Annotated in this window: 15 protein-coding genes; 9 read left to right on the plus strand and 6 right to left on the minus strand. The window is 61.2% G+C overall.

What is annotated here, in order from left to right:
- Positions 1–25: 25 nt before the first annotated feature.
- Together HOC_RS16195 and rfaE2 are read right to left on the minus strand one after the other, a co-directional pair.
- Entirely contained in the window at positions 26–205 is a 180-nt protein-coding gene (locus tag HOC_RS16195) for a hypothetical protein (protein ID WP_035540526.1), read from the minus strand.
- A complete protein-coding gene (gene rfaE2, locus HOC_RS16200) occupies positions 202–1,668 on the minus strand; it encodes a D-glycero-beta-D-manno-heptose 1-phosphate adenylyltransferase (RefSeq protein ID WP_051625003.1) in 1,467 nt (488 codons plus the stop codon). Before rfaE2 ends, HOC_RS16195 begins: the two co-directional genes overlap by 4 nt.
- Before the next feature lie 237 nt (positions 1,669–1,905).
- Between rfaE2 and HOC_RS16205 the strand changes: the two genes are divergently transcribed.
- The 6 genes from HOC_RS16205 (at position 1,906) to HOC_RS16230 (ending at position 8,319) form a co-directional block, all read left to right on the plus strand.
- Positions 1,906–3,342 (plus strand): cryptochrome/photolyase family protein, encoded by a 1,437-nt coding sequence (locus tag HOC_RS16205; RefSeq protein WP_277813054.1) that lies wholly within the window; start codon positions 1,906–1,908, stop codon positions 3,340–3,342.
- Positions 3,339–4,655 carry an NAD(P)/FAD-dependent oxidoreductase gene (locus HOC_RS16210; protein WP_035540528.1) on the plus strand — a complete coding sequence of 439 codons (1,317 nt, stop codon included), beginning with the start codon at positions 3,339–3,341 and terminating at the stop codon, positions 4,653–4,655. The genes HOC_RS16205 and HOC_RS16210 overlap by 4 nt, the downstream gene beginning before the upstream one ends.
- Positions 4,652–5,458 carry a DUF1365 domain-containing protein gene (locus tag HOC_RS16215; RefSeq protein ID WP_051625004.1) on the plus strand — a complete coding sequence of 269 codons (807 nt, stop codon included), beginning with the start codon at positions 4,652–4,654 and terminating at the stop codon, positions 5,456–5,458. Before HOC_RS16210 ends, HOC_RS16215 begins: the two co-directional genes overlap by 4 nt.
- Positions 5,455–6,678 carry an SAM-dependent methyltransferase gene (locus tag HOC_RS16220; RefSeq protein WP_035540529.1) on the plus strand — a complete coding sequence of 408 codons (1,224 nt, stop codon included), beginning with the start codon at positions 5,455–5,457 and terminating at the stop codon, positions 6,676–6,678. The genes HOC_RS16215 and HOC_RS16220 overlap by 4 nt, the downstream gene beginning before the upstream one ends.
- Before the next feature lie 147 nt (positions 6,679–6,825).
- Positions 6,826–7,488, plus strand: a complete 663-nt coding sequence (locus HOC_RS16225; RefSeq protein WP_035540530.1) for a hypothetical protein — start codon at positions 6,826–6,828, stop codon at positions 7,486–7,488.
- A 117-nt stretch (positions 7,489–7,605) separates the two neighbouring features.
- Positions 7,606–8,319: an SDR family NAD(P)-dependent oxidoreductase gene (locus HOC_RS16230; RefSeq protein ID WP_035540531.1), complete on the plus strand. Its 714-nt coding sequence runs from the start codon at positions 7,606–7,608 to the stop codon at positions 8,317–8,319.
- Here HOC_RS16230 and HOC_RS16235 read toward each other — a convergent pair.
- The 3 genes from HOC_RS16235 to tpiA form a co-directional block, all read right to left on the minus strand.
- Positions 8,316–9,950: a CTP synthase gene (locus HOC_RS16235; protein WP_035540533.1), complete on the minus strand. Its 1,635-nt coding sequence runs from the start codon at positions 9,948–9,950 to the stop codon at positions 8,316–8,318. The two genes, HOC_RS16230 and HOC_RS16235, sit on opposite strands and share 4 nt — an antisense overlap.
- Positions 9,951–10,013: 63 nt before the next feature.
- Positions 10,014–10,499 (minus strand): preprotein translocase subunit SecG, encoded by a 486-nt coding sequence (gene secG, locus HOC_RS21480; RefSeq protein ID WP_051625005.1) that lies wholly within the window; start codon positions 10,497–10,499, stop codon positions 10,014–10,016.
- 80 nt (positions 10,500–10,579) lie between these two features.
- A complete protein-coding gene (gene tpiA, locus HOC_RS16245) occupies positions 10,580–11,326 on the minus strand; it encodes a triose-phosphate isomerase (RefSeq protein ID WP_035540535.1) in 747 nt (248 codons plus the stop codon).
- Positions 11,327–11,425: 99 nt separating this feature from the next.
- Here tpiA and HOC_RS16250 point away from each other — a divergent pair, with 99 nt between their 5' ends.
- The 3 genes from HOC_RS16250 to HOC_RS16260 all read left to right on the plus strand — a co-directional run bounded on the left by HOC_RS16250 (position 11,426) and on the right by HOC_RS16260 (position 15,456).
- Positions 11,426–13,327 carry a peptidylprolyl isomerase gene (locus HOC_RS16250; protein WP_277813053.1) on the plus strand — a complete coding sequence of 634 codons (1,902 nt, stop codon included), beginning with the start codon at positions 11,426–11,428 and terminating at the stop codon, positions 13,325–13,327.
- Positions 13,324–14,751, plus strand: coding sequence for an anthranilate synthase component I (gene trpE, locus HOC_RS16255; RefSeq protein WP_035540538.1), 1,428 nt, complete (start codon positions 13,324–13,326; stop codon positions 14,749–14,751). The genes HOC_RS16250 and trpE overlap by 4 nt, the downstream gene beginning before the upstream one ends.
- A gap of 117 nt (positions 14,752–14,868) precedes the next feature.
- The gene (locus tag HOC_RS16260; protein ID WP_035540540.1) at positions 14,869–15,456 is read left to right on the plus strand and encodes an anthranilate synthase component II; all 588 of its coding nucleotides are present in this window, start codon (positions 14,869–14,871) and stop codon (positions 15,454–15,456) included.
- A 9-nt stretch (positions 15,457–15,465) separates the two neighbouring features.
- On the opposite strand, the gene HOC_RS16265 is transcribed toward HOC_RS16260, so the two are convergent.
- On the minus strand, positions 15,466–16,743 hold a 1,278-nt coding region (locus HOC_RS16265), incomplete at its 5' end, for a hypothetical protein (protein WP_206741591.1).

Genomic DNA, 16,743 nt, shown 5'->3' on the forward strand with positions numbered 1-16,743 from the left:
TTGCCTCAGATGCCACGTGATCCTGTCAGCTTGACAGGCCGGTATCCGTTCCCTCGATCAGGGCGATCACCGCATCCCAATGGGCCAAGGCTTCCACATCGCCCTGCGCCGCCACCTCGGCCGCCCGCAGTGTTGCGATCACGGCGGCATCCTCGCCATACTGGCGCATCAATTGTCCGGCGGTGCTGGCGGCTGTCTCGCTCATTCGGCCTGCGCATTCGCTCGTGCAATGGCGGCCGTTGTCGACTGTCCATCGACCAGCGGCACAATATGTACCGTCCCGCCCCGCGCCAGCACAGTATCCGCGCCGACAATCGTCTCAATCGAATAGTCCCCGCCCTTTACCAGAAGATCCGGCTGCAGCGCCTCGATCAGCTCTCGCGGCGTGTCCTCGTCAAATACGACCACCGCATCCACAGCCGTCAGCCCGGACAGCACCCGCGCCCGGGACACTTCATCATTCACCGGCCGCGTTGGCCCCTTCAGGCGCTTCACCGACGCGTCGGAATTCAGCCCCACGATCAGGCGACCGCACCGCGCCTTGGCTTCTTCAAGCACGCGCAAATGACCCGGATGAAGGATGTCGAAACAGCCATTGGTGAACCCGACCGTAAGCTGCGCATCGCGCCATACTTCCACCTGGTCCTTCAGGGTCTCCAGCGGCACATGTGACACGCCGCCATTCCGCATGCCCATTTGCAGCGCCTGGCTCAGTTCGACCGCCGCCACGGTTGCCGTGCCCGACTTGCCAACAGCAATCCCGGACGCCGCAATTGCCAGCGCCACTGCCTCTTCCAGTGTGCCGCCCGCCGCGAGGCCGAGCGCCAGCGCCGCAATGCTCGTGTCGCCAGCGCCGGACACGTCATAAACTTCCCGCGCCTCGCCTGAGCGGTGCATGACCTCTCCGCCCTGCGTGGCGAACGACATGCCCTTGGCGGCTCGTGTCACGACAATCGCTTTGGCCGGCAGGATGCTCAGCGCCTGTCCCAGCGCCTCGGCGGCGTCGCGGTCCGTCTCCACCGGCAGGCCCATGGCCTGGCTCAGCTCGACAGCATTTGGCTTCAGCACATCCACTGCGCCATAGCGCGCAAAATCGAGCCCTTTAGGGTCAGCAATTACGGGAATGCCATGGGCACGTCCCGCCGCAATTGCTGCCTCGATCACGCCCGGCGTCACCGCGCCCTTGGCATAATCAGACAGAATGATCAGGCTGGCATCCTTGGCCGCGTCTTCCAGCGAGACGACGAGGTCGGCCTCCGTCGAGAGGTCAATCGCCTTCGTATCCTCGGCATCGACCCGCAGCAGCTGCTGCCCGCCTGCCACGAAACGTGTCTTGAGCGTTGTCGGTCGGTCGCGCATGACGATCAGGTCGGCTTCAACCCCGTCAATCTGCCCCAGCAACTCGGCCAATGCGCGCCCTTCAGCATCATCGCCGACGACGCCGATCAGCGAGGTCTTCATGCCGAGGGTCGAGAGGTTCCGCCCCACATTGCCCGCGCCGCCCGGCATCGCCGCTTCGCGCGTGCGCCGCATGATCGGCACCGGTGCTTCGGGCGAAATACGTGCCACATGGCCATATACAAACCGGTCGAGCATCACATCACCGACGCAAACAACGCGTTTGCCTGCGGCCGCGCGGACCAGTGCCATCAGTGCGCTCGTTTCCATTAGCGATAGTCCGCCAGAAAAGCTGCGTAATCTGTTGCAATTACAACGTAATGTGGCTCAAGCCCGAAATACGAGGCCATGCTGGCGACTCCCTTTGTTAACAGGATATAGCCGCCCGTCGCGCCCCGCGAAACCCATCGTGGCATCAACTGATCCAGATGCGCTTCAGCGGCGTAAGAGAAGCATACACCAACCCGTAACCATCCGGAGCCTGCCCTGACTCAATCTGCCCCCGCCATCGTCTGGTTCCGAGAAGACCTGAGACTCGCTGACAATCCGGCCCTCACGGCGGCTGTGAAGACCGGTCGGCCGTTGGTTTTGCTCTATATCCATGACGAAGTGTCCCCCGGATTGCGGGCGCGTGGCGGCGCATCCAAATGGTGGCTCGGCAAGTCCCTGGCAGAGCATGCACGCCAAATCGAATATACCGGTGGGCGTCTCACGATACGCGCCGGCGGAGCGGAAGAAGTCCTGATCGATATTATCGCCGAAACCGGCGCGACGTCCGTGTTCTGGAACCGACGCTATGGCAGCGCCGAGCGTACGATCGACACCGACCTGAAAGCGATGCTGCGGAAAGGCGAAATGAATGTTTCAACATTCAACGGCCGCCTGCTGACAGAGCCGTGGGACATTACCACCGGCGCCAGCACGCCTTACAAGGTCTTCACACCCTACTGGAAAGCCCTGAAGTCCACCTACCGCGCCCCGCCCGTCCTCGCGGCGCCTAAAGCGCTGAGCGGCCCGGTTCTCAAATCCCAAGCTATCGAGTCGCTCGGCCTGCAGCCGACCAATCCCGACTGGTCCGGCGGTCTGGAAGCGACCTGGCACCCCGGCGAGGCCGGCGCCATCGAGCGTCTCTGGGAATTCCTGGAAGGCTCGATCAACACCTACGCCCAGGATCGCAACCGTCCTGACCTTGAAGGTGGCACGTCCCGCCTCTCACCGCACCTCCATTTCGGTGAGATCAGCCCCGCCCAGGTCTGGCGCGCTGTCCAGCACGGTATCAGTGCCGGAAAGTTCGACGAATCCAATGCCATGACTTTCCTGTCCGAACTGGTCTGGCGCGAATTCTCCTACGTCCTGCTCTACTACAATCCGGATCTCGCAACGGAGAACTACAATTCCGATTTCGACTTGCTGCCCTGGCGGGCAGATTGCGACGCGGTGAAGTCATGGCGCGCGGGTCAGACAGGTTATCCCATTGTCGATGCCGGCATGCGCCAGCTCTGGCATACAGGCTACATGCACAACCGTGTCCGGATGATCGTCGCATCCTTCCTCACCAAACACCTGCTCCAGCAATGGCAGGTTGGCGAAGACTGGTTCTGGGACACGCTGGTCGACGCAGACCCCGCCGCCAATGCCGCCAGCTGGCAGTGGACCGCCGGCAGCGGCGCCGATGCCGCCCCTTATTTCCGCGTCTTTAACCCGATCACGCAGGGCCAGAAGTTCGACCCCCACGGCACCTATGTGCGCCGCTGGTGCCCGGAACTCTCCTTCCTGCCTGACAAAGTGCTCCACACGCCATGGGAAGCAGACAGCGACACGCTGAAGGAGGCCGGCATCACGCTCGGCACGACCTATCCCAAACCGATCGTCGATCACGCTACGGCCCGCCAGCGCGCACTCGACGCTTATGATACCCTCAAGGAAAAACGGAACGCCGCATGAAACGAATCGCCATTATCGGATCAGGCATTTCCGGCCTCGGCGCCGCCTATGCCCTGAAAGACACGGCCGACGTCACCGTTTTTGAGGCGGACGACCGGCTCGGCGGGCACGCCTGCACGCACGTGTTCGATTATGACGGCCACGAAACCGCCGTCGATCTCGGCTTCATCGTTTACAATGGCCTCAACTATCCAAACCTGATCGGCTTCTTCGACGCGCTCGGCGTCGCCACCCAGCCCTCCGACATGAGCTTCGCGGTGTCCGACCGCGATGGCTGGGAATGGGCGTCCACCGCGCGCGGCATCTTTGCCCAGAAGCGTAATTTCCTCAGCCCTAAATTCCACCGTTTCTGGCGCACCATTCTGCGCTTTAATGACCTCGCCCGCGCCGAATTCGCCGCCGGCAAGATCGCCGACACCACGCTCGGCGCCTGGCTCGACATGCACGGCTTCGACCAGCCGTTCCGCTGCAACTATATCCTCCCCATGGGCGCAGCCATCTGGTCGACGCCCGAGGCTAATATGCTGGACTATCCGGCCCAGAGCTTCTTCCAGTTCTTCGAAAACCACCGTCTGATGCACAAGGAGCGCCCGAAATGGCGCACCGTCACCGGCGGTAGCCAGACCTATGTCCGCGCCGTCGCCGCAGAGCTCGGCCAGCGTGTACGCACCAATTCGCCCGTCACCCGCGTCGCCCCCTTCGGCGACAAGGTTACTGTCCTGACAGCAGACAAGCGCACCGAAGTCTTTGATGACGTCATCCTTGCGTGCCATTCCGACCAAGCCCTGCGCCTCGTGCAGGACAGCTATGAAGATCGCGCCTTCCTGCTGCGCTCCGTCCACTATCGTCCCAACACGATCTATCTGCACCGCGACCCGGCTCTGATGCCAACCCGCCGAAGCGCCTGGGCCAGCTGGAACGTCATCAAGCAGGACAATGGCGACATCTGCCTCACCTACTGGATGAACCGCCTTCAGGGTCTTGATGATGCGCGCCCGCTCTTCATCACACTCAACCCCGAAGTGCCGCCGATGGACCATCTGGCCTTCCATAAATACGAATTCGACCATCCTCAGTTCGATGGTGCTGCAGAAGCGGCTGTACGCGGACTCAAGCGCACCCAGGGTCAAAATGGCCTGTGGCTCGCTGGGGCATGGATGGGCCGCGGCTTCCACGAGGATGGCCTCAAGTCCGGCCTTTCCGCCGCCCTTTCCCTTGGGGGCCGGGTCCCGTGGGAAGCGAAAGGCGTGGACATTCATGCAGGCTCGCGCAAAACTAGCTTTATGGAAATTGCAGCAGAGGTGTCGGTTTGACCGTCCCAGCGCTCAGTTTGTGGAAAGGTCAGACGGCACACGCACGCTATGTGCCGTTCGAACGCCGCTTTGCCTACAAGATCGCCATGATCGATATCGACATTGACCGACTCGATGAGGCCGATGCGCAGACACCCTTCTTCTCCATTGACCGGCGGGGCCTTTTCTCCTTCCACCGCAAGGATCATGGTGACCGGATCGACGTGCCCTTGCGTCCGTGGGCAGAGCACATGTTCGCGCAAGCTGATGTTGCGCTGAACGGCGGCGCCATTCGCCTTGTCACTTTCCCGCGCCACCTGCTTTACCGCTTCGCGCCAATATCGCTCTGGTATGGCTATGGACCGGAAGGCGACCTGCGCGGCATCATCTACGAGGTAAACAACACGTTCGGCGAGAGCCATTCCTATGTCGCGGCCGTGTCGCGCGACCGCTCGCGCCATGTGGCTGACAAGGCCTTCCACGTCTCGCCCTTCTTCGACGTGACAGGCACCTACCGTTTCACGCTGCGCCAGCCTGACGTTCGCCTCGGCGTCGTGGTGGAGAGCCTGAAGGATGATGTCCGCCTGCACATGGCCAACATCACCGCCCGGCGCGTGGCAGCGACGCCATCCGCCCTCCTCCGCACGGCCGTCTCGATGCCGCTTTCCACAATCGGCGTCACGATCGGCATCCATTGGCAGGCCTTCCTCCTCTGGATGCGCGGCGCGAAATACCGATCCAAACCCAAGCCCCCGGCAAACGGTGCCACAATTGCCGTTGAAACGGCATGCGATCTGCCACGAGTTGTAAAGGACGCCGCATGACCGACCCAATCATCGCCACCACGCAGTCAATCGGCCGCCTCAAGGGCGTACCCACCACGTTCCGGCTGGTCGCCCTCGCTGTCCTGCGCACCCAGCGCGGCAAGCTTCAGTTCACCCTGCCGGATGGCCGCCAGCTCCTCTTCAAGAATGCCGAGCCCGGCCCCGAAGCCGAAATCATCGTCCACGACTATGGCTTCGTGAAACGCGCCCTTGCGGGCGGCGATGTCGGCTTTGCCGAGGCCTATATGGACAGCCAGTGGTCGACGCCAAACCTGACCAAGGTCCTGCAATTCTTCTCCGCCAATTTCGAGAGCGCACAACGCCTTGCCCGCGGCGGCATGGTCGTCCGCTGGGCCAACATGGTCCGCCACCTCTTCAACCGGAATTCCAAGGCCGGTGCGCGTCGCAACATCATGGCGCATTATGATCTGGGTAATGACTTCTACCGTCTCTGGCTCGATCCCAGTATGACCTACTCCTCAGCGATCTTCGAAAGCCCCAACCAGTCGCTCGAACAGGCCCAGCAGGTCAAATACAAGGGCATCTGCGACCGCATCGACGCCGGTCCATCCAGCAGCATCCTCGAAATCGGCTGCGGCTGGGGCGGTTTCGCCGAATATGCCGCCAAGCATCGCGGCAGCAAGGTCACCTGCCTCACCATCTCTCCGTCCCAGCGCGACTACGCGATGGAGCGCATGCAGCGCGAAGGCCTCTCCGAACGTGTCGACATCCGTCTCGAAGACTATCGCGACCATCAGGGCGTCTATGACGGTGTGGCCTCAATCGAGATGTTCGAAGCCGTCGGCGAATCCTACTGGCCAAGCTATTTCGCGAAGATCTTCGACAGCCTGAAGCAAGGTGGAAAGGCCGCGCTCCAGATTATCACCATTGATGACCACCTCTTCGAAAGCTATCGCAGCCGGGTCGATTTCATCCAGCGCTACATCTTCCCCGGTGGCATGTTGCCGGGCGAAACAGTCCTCAAGGAACAGTTCGCCAAGGCGGGCCTGCGCCATGACGGCGTCCATTATTTCGGCCAGGACTATGCCCGCACCTGTCATGAATGGGCCCGCACCTTCAATGACAAATGGGACGAGATACAGACCTTCGGTTTCGACGAACCCTTCAAGCGCATGTGGAACTTCTATCTCTCCTATTGCGAAGCGGGCTTCCTCGACGGTCGCATCAATGTCGGCCAGTTCTCCGTCTCCAAGGCCTGATTCTGCAGGATAAGTGATACGCTTTCCTCGGCACATCCCGGCGAAAGCGCCCGTCGCAACTGGCCCGGATGAAAATCTGTCCTACCGCACAGGCGCGGCGCCTATCCTCGCCGAATGCATTATAAGCCCACTCCTCTAGTCTCCAGCATGATCCGCTTCGCGTGGAACCAGGCAGGCTATCTGGTCGAAGGGCTCCACCGCTCTTTCGCCCTCGGGCTCACCGGCTGCCGCCCCTTCCTGCTGCGTCCGGTGCGCGCCCGCCTCGCGGCGGAACTCGCGCGGTTCGAGCCGCTTGTCCGGCGTCTCCTCTTCCTCATGGCACTTGAGCTCGGTGCCCTGCCGCCGCGCGCGCAGGCCACAGCAACGTCCAAATCAGGCGGCGCAAAGCACAGCGCACCGGAATCGTGCCGCTTCCTCCGTAAACCCCGTTTCCGCATTGCCGAGCCGCCGAAGCGCGCGGTCCACAGCCTTCCGCCCCGCCGCGCTGCCGCCACCGGCCCCGGCTTTCGCTATCTGGACCTGCCGCTCCCGCCACCCGCGCCCTTCGTGTATCCGCCGCAGCCGACAGACATTCTGCCAGCAAAGCCGCTGATCCAGCGCCTGCGCGCCCTCAATGACGTGTTCGAGAACCCGCTCTTCTACATCACCGCCATGCGCCGCCGCCTCGGACAGCCGCAAGCTCCGGCCCCGGTCCGCGCCGACACACCGCCCGCCTTCCGCTCCCGTGCCCGTTCAACGCTCGAACGCGAGAACCTTAGCGGCCTGCAGGCGGAAATCGCCGCCCTCGTGCCGCGCCTGAACTCCTCCTGATATCGACTGCATCGCCACTCCGCCTCACGCGACATGCCCCCCGCATGTGGCGCTATCTGTGCTGGGCCTTTCCTTGCGCCGCCGATGCCTTAGCTTCCCGCCTGAAGGAGCAACACTATGCAGGCAGTCATCTTCGGCGCATCCGGCGGTATCGGCCGCGCCCTCGTGGCCCAGCTCGCCGCCCGCCCTGACATCAGCCACCTCCACGCCGTCTCGCGCTCCGGCACTGATTCAGCCGAAAAGGTCACGCCGCATACGGCCGACATTACCAGCGAGGCCGATCTTGCCGCGCTCGCGACCACGCTCAAAGGCATAGGCGATCTGGGACTCGTCATCGTCGCCACCGGCCTGCTCTCGGATGAAACCGGCCTGCAGCCCGAAAAGTCCTACCGGCACCAGTCACTCGACGCCTTTGAACAGGTCTTCCGCACCAACACGTTCGGCCCGGCCCTCGTCGCAAAGCACATGCTGCCGCTGATGCCGCGTAAAGGTCGCGCCGTGTTCGCCGCCCTCTCGGCCCGCGTCGGCTCGATCAGCGACAACCGCCTCGGCGGCTGGCACGCCTATCGCGCCTCCAAGGCCGCCCTCAACATGCTGGTGCGCAACTACGCCATCGAACAGGCCCGCGTGAACGACCAGTTCATCGCCGTCACCCTCCATCCCGGCACAGTCGACACAGGCCTCTCGCGGCCTTTCCAGTCGAACGTACCGGACGCACAGCTCTTCAGCCCGGACCAGTCGGCCGGATATCTCTTGAAAGTGATTGAAGGCCTGAGCCCCGCCGACACCGGCAAGAGCTTCGACTGGGCCGGTAAGGAAATCCCGGCCTAAACCAGTCGGCTCTGCTTCACCGCCGCGCCGATAAAGCTCGCAAACAGCGGGTGCGGCTCGAACGGACGTGATTTCAGTTCGGGGTGGAACTGCACGCCGATGAACCAGGGGTGGTCCGGCAGCTCGAAAATCTCCGGCAGCCTGCCATCCGGCGACATGCCCGAGAACAGCACACCCGCCTTCTCCAGCTGCTTGATATAGCCAGCATTCACCTCATAGCGGTGACGGTGACGCTCGGAAATATCCAGTGAGCCATAGATCTCGGCGACCTTGCTGCCCTCTTTCAGGCGGGCCGGATACGCGCCCAGGCGCATCGTGCCGCCCTTGTCGGTGTTCTCGTCACGCACGACGCGCTCATTGCCCTTGGTCCACTCTTCCATCAGGCCGACGAGCGGCGACTTGGTCGGGCCGAACTCGCTGGTTGAGGCATCCGCAATGCCTGCCATGTGCCGCGCCGCTTCCACGACCGACAGCTGCATGCCGTAACAAATGCCGAAACATGGCACCTGGCGCTCCCGCGCAAACCGGGCCGCCCGCATCTTGCCATGCGCGCCGCGCTCGCCAAAACCGCCCGGCAGGATCACGCCATGCACGCCTTCGAGAATGTCCAGCGGCGCATGTTCGTCATCGAACTGCTCTGAATCGATCAGCCGGACCTGCACCTTCACCTGGTTGGCGAGGCCGCCATGCACCAGCGCTTCCATCACCGATTTATAGGCGTCCGGCACGTCCGTGTACTTGCCGACCAGACCGATACAGACATCGCCGTCGGGGTTGCGGATTGTCTTGGCAATCTTGTTCCACGAGGTCAGGTCAGGCTCAGGCGCATCCCCTATCCGGAAATGGCCCAGCACTTCGGTATCAAGGCCTTCGGCGTGATAGGCCGCCGGCACGTCATAGATATGGCCCACATCGCGCGCCTCGATCACCGAGGACGGGCGCACGTTACAGAAGCTCGCAATCTTGCCTTTTTCCGTCTCCGGAATTGGCCGGTCACAGCGGCACAGCAGGATATGCGGCTGGATGCCGATCGAGCGCAGCTCCTTCACCGAGTGCTGCGTCGGCTTGGTCTTCATCTCGCCGGCTGCCGGAATGTAGGGCAGCAGCGTCAGGTGGATGAAGCAGGCGCGCTCCGGGCCCAGTTCCTGGCCCAGCTGGCGAATGGCCTCGAAAAAAGGCAGGCCCTCAATGTCGCCCACCGTGCCGCCAATCTCGCACAGCACGAATTCCACGTCCTCGCCCGGATCCGACAGGACGAAATCCTTGATGTCATTGGTGACGTGCGGAATCACCTGGATCGTCGCGCCGAGATAATCCCCGCGCCGTTCCTTCTCGATGATGCGCTGATAGATGCGCCCCGTCGTGATATTGTCCGACTGGCGCGCCGAGACGCCGGTAAAGCGCTCATAGTGGCCAAGGTCGAGATCGGTCTCTGCCCCGTCATCGGTAACATAGACTTCGCCATGCTGGCGGGGGCTCATCGTGCCCGGATCGACGTTGAGATAGGGGTCCAGCTTGCGCAGGCGGACCTTGTAGCCACGTGCCTGCAGCAATGCGCCGAGTGCGGCGGAAGCAATCCCTTTGCCAAGGGATGACACCACGCCGCCCGTAATGAAAATATAGCGGATCATGGGACTATCCCGATGCCGTGATTCGTTGATGATTGGCGCGGGCAAAATGCCCTTGCCGCAAATTTACTGGGGATTGCCCGTTTCCGGATCAGCCGGAACAGGGGTTTCCTCTACTGCCGCGTCGCCTTGAGGCAGGACAGGCTCGGATGCGGTCGGATCGACCAGGTCATCCGCAGGCGCGTCAGGGTTCGTCAGGCTGCCCGATCCGGCATCCTGTCCGTCCAGAAGCGACGTCGTCGGGTCAAACAGGTCTTTCTGCTCCACCGGAGCGCCTGTTTCGTCGACGCTGAGCGCCTTTTCGACGTCCGAGCGCGTATCGCTGGTCCGGTTGGCAATCGCAGTGAGCGCAAGGCTTGTAACAAAGAACACGCCGCCAAGAATGATCGTGGTGCGCACGAGCGCACCTGCTGCGCCACGTCCCGACATCAGCGAATTGCCACCGCCGCCGCCGCCCATTCCCAAACCGCCGCCTTCCGATTTCTGAATCAGAACCAGCCCGGTCATGATGACACAGGCGAAGATGTGGACAACGAGGATGAGATTCTGCATGGCGGACCGAATTTCCTGAAATCAAGGGGCCCGCATATCGCCTATGAAGGCGAACGCCAAGCCTCTCCCGTCAGTCTGTGTTAAATTGCTGACATGTAAATGGAGAGGAAATCCTCGGCCTTCAAGCTCGCACCACCGATCAGGCCGCCATTAACATCAGTTACGGCAAGGATTTCGGCGGCATTGCCCGGGTTCATGCTGCCGCCATATAGAATCAGTGTGACCGCCGCATCAGGTCCGAACCGGCCTGACAGCCAGGCCCGAATGGCGCCATGTACTTCGCCAATCTGTTCCGTACTGGCCACTTTTCCGGTCCCGATGGCCCAAATTGGTTCATAGGCAATCACGAAATCAGCCGCGCCAATGCCCTCTGGAATCGAGCCCGCGAGCTGGCTTTCAATCCGCTCCAGCGTCCGTCCGCCTTCGCGCTCCTCGAGACTTTCCCCGACACAAATGATTGGAACGAGGCCTGCCCGCAGCGCGGCTTTGGCCTGCGAGGCGACCACGGCGTCGGTTTCGCCATGGTCTGCGCGGCGCTCGGAATGGCCTACGATCACGTGCGACGCGCCTGCATCTGCCAGCATTTCAGCCGAAATATCGCCCGTATGCGCGCCTTTTTCGTTCGGATGGCAGGTTTCCCCGCCGATTCGCAGCGCAGAATGCCCCTTCGCCGCCGATCCAAGTGCCACCAGCGTGGCTGGCAGGCAGAGCAGCGCCGTGACATCGTCCCGTCCGGCGCCAACTGCAACAGCGACTGCCTCTATCTGCGAAATCCCGGCCTTCAGGCCGTTCATTTTCCAGTTTCCCGCGATCAGTGTCCGTGACATGCAGCCATCCCTATCTTGCAAGACTAAGCCGTGTCGCCTAGCAAGCACTGAGCCATCCCGCAAACCCTCAGAAAGACTGCGTCAAATATGCTAGCCGTGATGAAAAGCCTGATGAATTCGATCTTCGGCAAGATCGTCGTCATGATCATCTGTGCAGGCATGGCGCTCTGGGGCGCCGATCAGGCATGGACTGCGGTCAATTCCGGGCTCGGTGGCAATCTGGCCGGCGCCGGTACGCGCGGCATTGATGCAACATCACTCGACCGCCGTGTCGAAACCCTGCTGCGCAATATCAATACGAATTCTGACAAGCCGATCACCAAGTCGGAAGCCGTCGAGCAAGGCATTATCGATCAGGTCTTCGAACTGGAAAAGTCCCGCATCGTCAGCCTCGGTTATGCCAATGCCATTGGAATCAAACCCTCGACCGATGCCGTGGTCGAACAGCTTAAAACGGTCGACGCGTTCAAGAATCCCCTCACGGGCGAGCTTGATCTCAACACATATCGTGAAGTCCTCTACCAGAACCGCCTGACCAAGGAAGAATACGAGCAACAAGTCTCCGACGACCTGATTCTCAAGACGCTGAGCGAAGGCGCCACAGCGGCGCTCTTCCCGCCGCAGGTCCTTGCCGGCATTCAGGCACTCTATATTGGCGAAACGCGCGACGTCGCATGGTTCATCCTCGATGCGTCCAAGGCCCCGACACCAGATGCGCCCACCGATGAGGAAATCCGCGCCTATTACGACGCTAACCTTGCGGCGCTTGAGCACCCGGAACGCCGGGCGATTGACCTCCTGCAAATGTCGGCCGACGATTTCCTATCGCAGGTAACGGTCACCGAACAGGAAATCGCGACCATTTACGAAGCGACAAAATCCGAGCGCTTCTCGGAGCCGGAACAACGCACCTATATCGAACTCTATTTCGCCGACCGTGATACCGCCCGCGCCGCATTCGGCCTGCTCGCAGGTGGCGCAGACCCGGCCACGCTGTCCGGCGTCCTCTCCAGCCAGACCAAGACCGGCGACAAGGACAGCATCACCGACGCCGCCCTCCGCGACGCCATGTTCGGCCCCGGCAAGCAGAGCGGCGCCCTGCTCGACCCGCGTGAGGTTGACGGCCGCTGGCAAGTTGCGCGTCTGGTGTCTGTCCAGCCCGGCGCGGTTTACCCGATCGAGACAGTCTCTGACGTAATCCGCGGCGAACTCGCCCGCGAGCGCGCCCAGGTCCTGTTCTACGAGAAACTCGACGAGCTCGACCGCGCCATCGGCGCCGGTTACCCGCTCAGCCAGATCGCCTCCGAACTCGGTGTGCCGGTCATCAGCTTCGAGCCGGTCGATGCCAATGGCATGACGGAAGACGGCACGATGATGAACGGCCTGATCGCCGCGCAGGATGCGTTCAACGATGCCTTCAAGATCAATGCCGGTGATGTATCCATCCGGTTCGACGGCAATGACGCTGTCTACCTGACATCGCCAAGCGCCGTCGTCGCGCCGAGCACGCCGGACTTCGAGAAGGTCAAGGAAGACATCCGCCAGACACTGGTCGCCCAGCGCGCCGCAACGGCGATGAAAACCTTCACGGACGATATCGTCGCAAGCATCAAATCAGGCGAGACGACACTCGCAGCTGCCGCCGCAGCTGCCGATTCCGCTGTCGACTCCCCGACGATGCCGCTGACGCGTGTCACAGCCGAACAAAGCGGCCTGCCCACGCCGGCCATCACCGCCATCTTCAGCGGCGCGGAAGGCGACGTCTATGCCTATCCAAGCCGCGCTGGCGACAAGTACATGGTCGTTCGCCTCGACAAGATCACGCCGCCTTCGGATGAAGCTCTTGAAGTGCTTGGCACACGCGCCACCTCATCGCTCAATCAGGCCCTGAACGAAGACCTCCAGGTCGCCCTTCAGGCCGAGATCGAACGGGCCATCAAGCTGAAGACCAATCCGGGCGCCCTTGAAGCCTACAAGAGAACGATTGCTTCCGATCAATGAGCACAGCCCGTCTGATTGTTCGCAGGCGCATCGGGGATATTGAAACGCCCGTCGGCGCGATGCTGAAACTGGGCGACGACCAGCCCGGAAGCTTCCTGTTCGAATCCATTGCCGGTGGCCAGCGCCTCGGCCGCTATTCCTTCATTGGTCTCGAGCCGGAACAATGGTTCCGCATCCAGGACGGCGTGGCCGAAACTGCCACCGACGCTGCCTTCAGCGACGGCGTGAAGCTGGACGCCACCCCCGTCGACGCCCTGCGCGCCTTCGTGGCCAGCGCCCGCGCCGAAACCGACACGCCCCTGCCCCCCATGGCCTCCGGTGCTTTCGGCTATGTCGGCTATGACATGATCCAGCACGTGGAGCCGGTCACCATTAGCGCCGAAGACACGCTCGACGTGCCCGAAGCGCTGCTGGTCATCCCCAAGGTCGTTATCGTGTTCGACCATATCTATCAGGAAATACTGCTCATCGGCCGTGTCCATAATGGCAACGAGGCGGCGATCAACACGCTGCTGGACGAAGTCGAAGCCCGCCTTGAGCGCCTGCCCGTCGTCCCGCCCAAGGACCAGAAGCCGACCGAGGTGACGCTCACGTCCAACACGACCAAGGAGCGCTATTTCGAGATCGTCGAGAAGTGCCGCGAGTACATTCGCGCTGGCGACATCTTTCAGGTCGTGCCGAGCCAGCGCCTGTCGACGCCCTTTACCCGCAAGTCGATCAGCTTCTACCGGGCCCTGCGCCGCCTGAACCCGTCGGCCTTCATGTTCCACATGAACCTCGGCACCGTCCGTCTCGTCGGCTCCAGCCCGGAAATCCTCGTCCGCGTCCGCGATGGCCGTGTCGCCATCCGCCCCATCGCTGGCACGCGTCCTGTCTCGGGCGACGCCGCAGAGGATGCCCGCCGCGCCGAAGGCCTGCTGGCCGATCCGAAAGAGATCGCCGAACACCTCATGCTGCTCGACCTTGGCCGGAATGATGTCGGCCGCGTCGCCGCCTATGGCAGCGTCGAAGTCACCGAGCGTTTCATCGTCGAGCGCTACAGCCACGTCATGCACATCGTCTCCCATGTCGAAGGAAACCTCCGCGAAGGCCTCGACGCCGTTGATGCGCTCTTCGCGGGCTTCCCGGCAGGCACAGTGTCGGGCGCGCCCAAGATCCGCGCCATGCAGATCATCAACGAGATGGAAAGCGCCAGCCGCGGCATCTATGGCGGCGCTGTCGGCTATTTCGGCTGGAATGGCGACCTCGACACCTGCATCGCCCTGCGCACCGCCATCATCAAGGATGGCCAACTGCACATCCAGGCGGGCGGCGGGGTCGTCCTCGATTCCGTGCCGCAATACGAATATGACGAGACCCTGCACAAGGCGGGCGCCCTCCGCCGCGCCGCCGAACTCGCCGCCACCTACGAGTTCGACCAATGACGGCATGCTCACTCAAGGAACTCATCCTGAGCGAAGTCGAAGGACGAGTTCCGTTCGCCCCGCGCCCGCCCTTCGACTTCGCTCAGGGTGAGCGCTCCGGGCCATCTGGAGGTCAGCATGCCTAAGCCGCACATCCTCGTCGTCGACAATTATGACAGCTTCACCTGGAACCTCGTCCACTATCTGGAAGAATTAGGCGCCCACACACAGGTCATCCGCAATGATGAGCTGACGGTGGAACAGGCCCTCGCCCTCAACCCCGACGGCATCCTTCTATCCCCCGGCCCCTGCACGCCCAACGAGGCCGGCATCTGCGTCGACCTGATCAAGTCCGCGCCCGACGACATGCCCATCCTCGGCGTCTGCCTCGGTCACCAGTCCATCGGCCAGGCCTTTGGCGGCGCGGTCATCACGGCCAAGGAAATCCGCCACGGCAAGCTGTCCGACATCCACCAGACTGGCGGCGACCTGTTCGAGGGCCTGCCCGAAACCTTCACGGTCGTCCGTTACCACTCGCTCTCCGTCCGCGAGACGGACCTGCCCGACTGCCTCGTCGCCGATGCCCACACGGACGATGGCGAGATCATGGCCCTCCACCACAAGACCCGCCCGCTCTACGGCGTCCAGTTCCACCCCGAATCCATCATGACCGAACACGGCCACGCCCTACTGAAGAACTTCCTCAGCACGTTTACTGGACGGTAGTTGTGTTAGCTATTTTACCCCTGGTGGTTGAGGCTGATATTGCGACAAGTAACCGACCAACCAGGCCTTGAAATCATCATTCTTATTTTCCCTACCAGAATACCAGCCATGTCCATCTAAGACTGTATCATCTGCCGTGATTACAAGAAAAGGTGACAGCCGCATCTGTCCTGTCGATACATCAGAAGCTGACGGTTCGTATTCTAGGCTTATTCCGTTCAAGCAGTATCCGTTATACAGTTCTGGAGTGCTGTTAGAAATTGGAAGTTCGCTTAGTCTCCTCTGGACGGGGCAATCTTTGTTGGAGATACGTTTAAGGTGGTGTGAAAAATATTGCTTTCGAAAACCCACCGCCTGAGTTTCCAATCTCGTCCACTCCATACTGAGCACTTGGCCGATAGGAAAATATATGCGGTTTGCCTTGTCGCCCTTTGATTGGATTGTAACCATCAGCGGCTGCTGATCTTCGGAGAAACACCTGTCTGCATAGCGAAATTCGTTAAGTGCTTGATAGGAGGCCGCTTCAAACGCGGGATTCAACAAAACAACAAGATCTGCCGTGCTCGAAATCACGTTAAATCTTTCTTGTCTGTCACAAAGACTGAGTTGCGCTGGACCTGATGAATTGTAGGGGTCGCTAGGGTGCTCTAACTGCGTGTTGACTATCATGTCATCGACCACAGCCTTGTAGAGTATTCTCGCCCCGAAGCTGTGACCTATATATATCAGTTGATTGACCACGCATTCATCTGTTAAATTCTTCTTCTGCGCGCATTTTGGATCCATAGTTTCTTGAGCTTTAGAGATGTTTGCAATAGCTCCCATAAGCCTTGGGAGGCCGCCGGCATTGCCAATTTTGTCAGCTCCATTTCTACGGTTGGTGTAACTTAGCGTTTCTAGAACAGGAATTCCTGTTCCTCCTTTCCAGCTTACGAAAATGCCTATGACCGGTCGCTCGTTATCTTCGTTACGCAACCGCCCAAGAAACTCATTGAAGGATTTTAAATCCCCCCCCATTGACTGCGGAGTATAGTCACCCCCGCGGTAATTGTAGAGAAGTTCGTCTTTCTGCCCTGAATCGTTTCGCCAACCGTGAACATAAACAACAACTGTCTTAGATTTTTGTGTGTTCTGGATCACCCGCAAAACCCGCGAATAGTCACAACGATTAACCAGCTGCCCCCCCTCCGCATAGCGTAATATAATTGCATTGGGGGCTCGCTTAGCGTCGTACTGGAAACCCAGATTTGCTTCTAGTGGTCTGCCTCCCGAAAAGTGGTCCGTTAT

The sequence above is a fragment of the Hyphomonas oceanitis SCH89 genome (genome assembly GCF_000685295.1).
Classification (GTDB): Bacteria; Pseudomonadota; Alphaproteobacteria; order Caulobacterales; family Hyphomonadaceae; genus Hyphomonas; species Hyphomonas oceanitis.

Coding starts and splice junctions, on each gene's coding strand:
- HOC_RS16195 (WP_035540526.1), bottom strand. CDS start 205: ATGAGCGAGACAGCCGCCAGCACCGCCGGACAATTGATGCGCCAGTAT.
- rfaE2 (WP_051625003.1), bottom strand. CDS start 1,668: ATGGAAACGAGCGCACTGATGGCACTGGTCCGCGCGGCCGCAGGCAAA.
- HOC_RS16210 (WP_035540528.1), top strand. CDS start 3,339: ATGAAACGAATCGCCATTATCGGATCAGGCATTTCCGGCCTCGGCGCC.
- HOC_RS16220 (WP_035540529.1), top strand. CDS start 5,455: ATGACCGACCCAATCATCGCCACCACGCAGTCAATCGGCCGCCTCAAG.
- HOC_RS16225 (WP_035540530.1), top strand. CDS start 6,826: ATGATCCGCTTCGCGTGGAACCAGGCAGGCTATCTGGTCGAAGGGCTC.
- HOC_RS16230 (WP_035540531.1), top strand. CDS start 7,606: ATGCAGGCAGTCATCTTCGGCGCATCCGGCGGTATCGGCCGCGCCCTC.
- HOC_RS16235 (WP_035540533.1), bottom strand. CDS start 9,950: ATGATCCGCTATATTTTCATTACGGGCGGCGTGGTGTCATCCCTTGGC.
- secG (WP_051625005.1), bottom strand. CDS start 10,499: ATGCAGAATCTCATCCTCGTTGTCCACATCTTCGCCTGTGTCATCATG.
- tpiA (WP_035540535.1), bottom strand. CDS start 11,326: ATGTCACGGACACTGATCGCGGGAAACTGGAAAATGAACGGCCTGAAG.
- HOC_RS16250 (WP_277813053.1), top strand. CDS start 11,426: ATGAAAAGCCTGATGAATTCGATCTTCGGCAAGATCGTCGTCATGATC.
- trpE (WP_035540538.1), top strand. CDS start 13,324: ATGAGCACAGCCCGTCTGATTGTTCGCAGGCGCATCGGGGATATTGAA.
- HOC_RS16260 (WP_035540540.1), top strand. CDS start 14,869: ATGCCTAAGCCGCACATCCTCGTCGTCGACAATTATGACAGCTTCACC.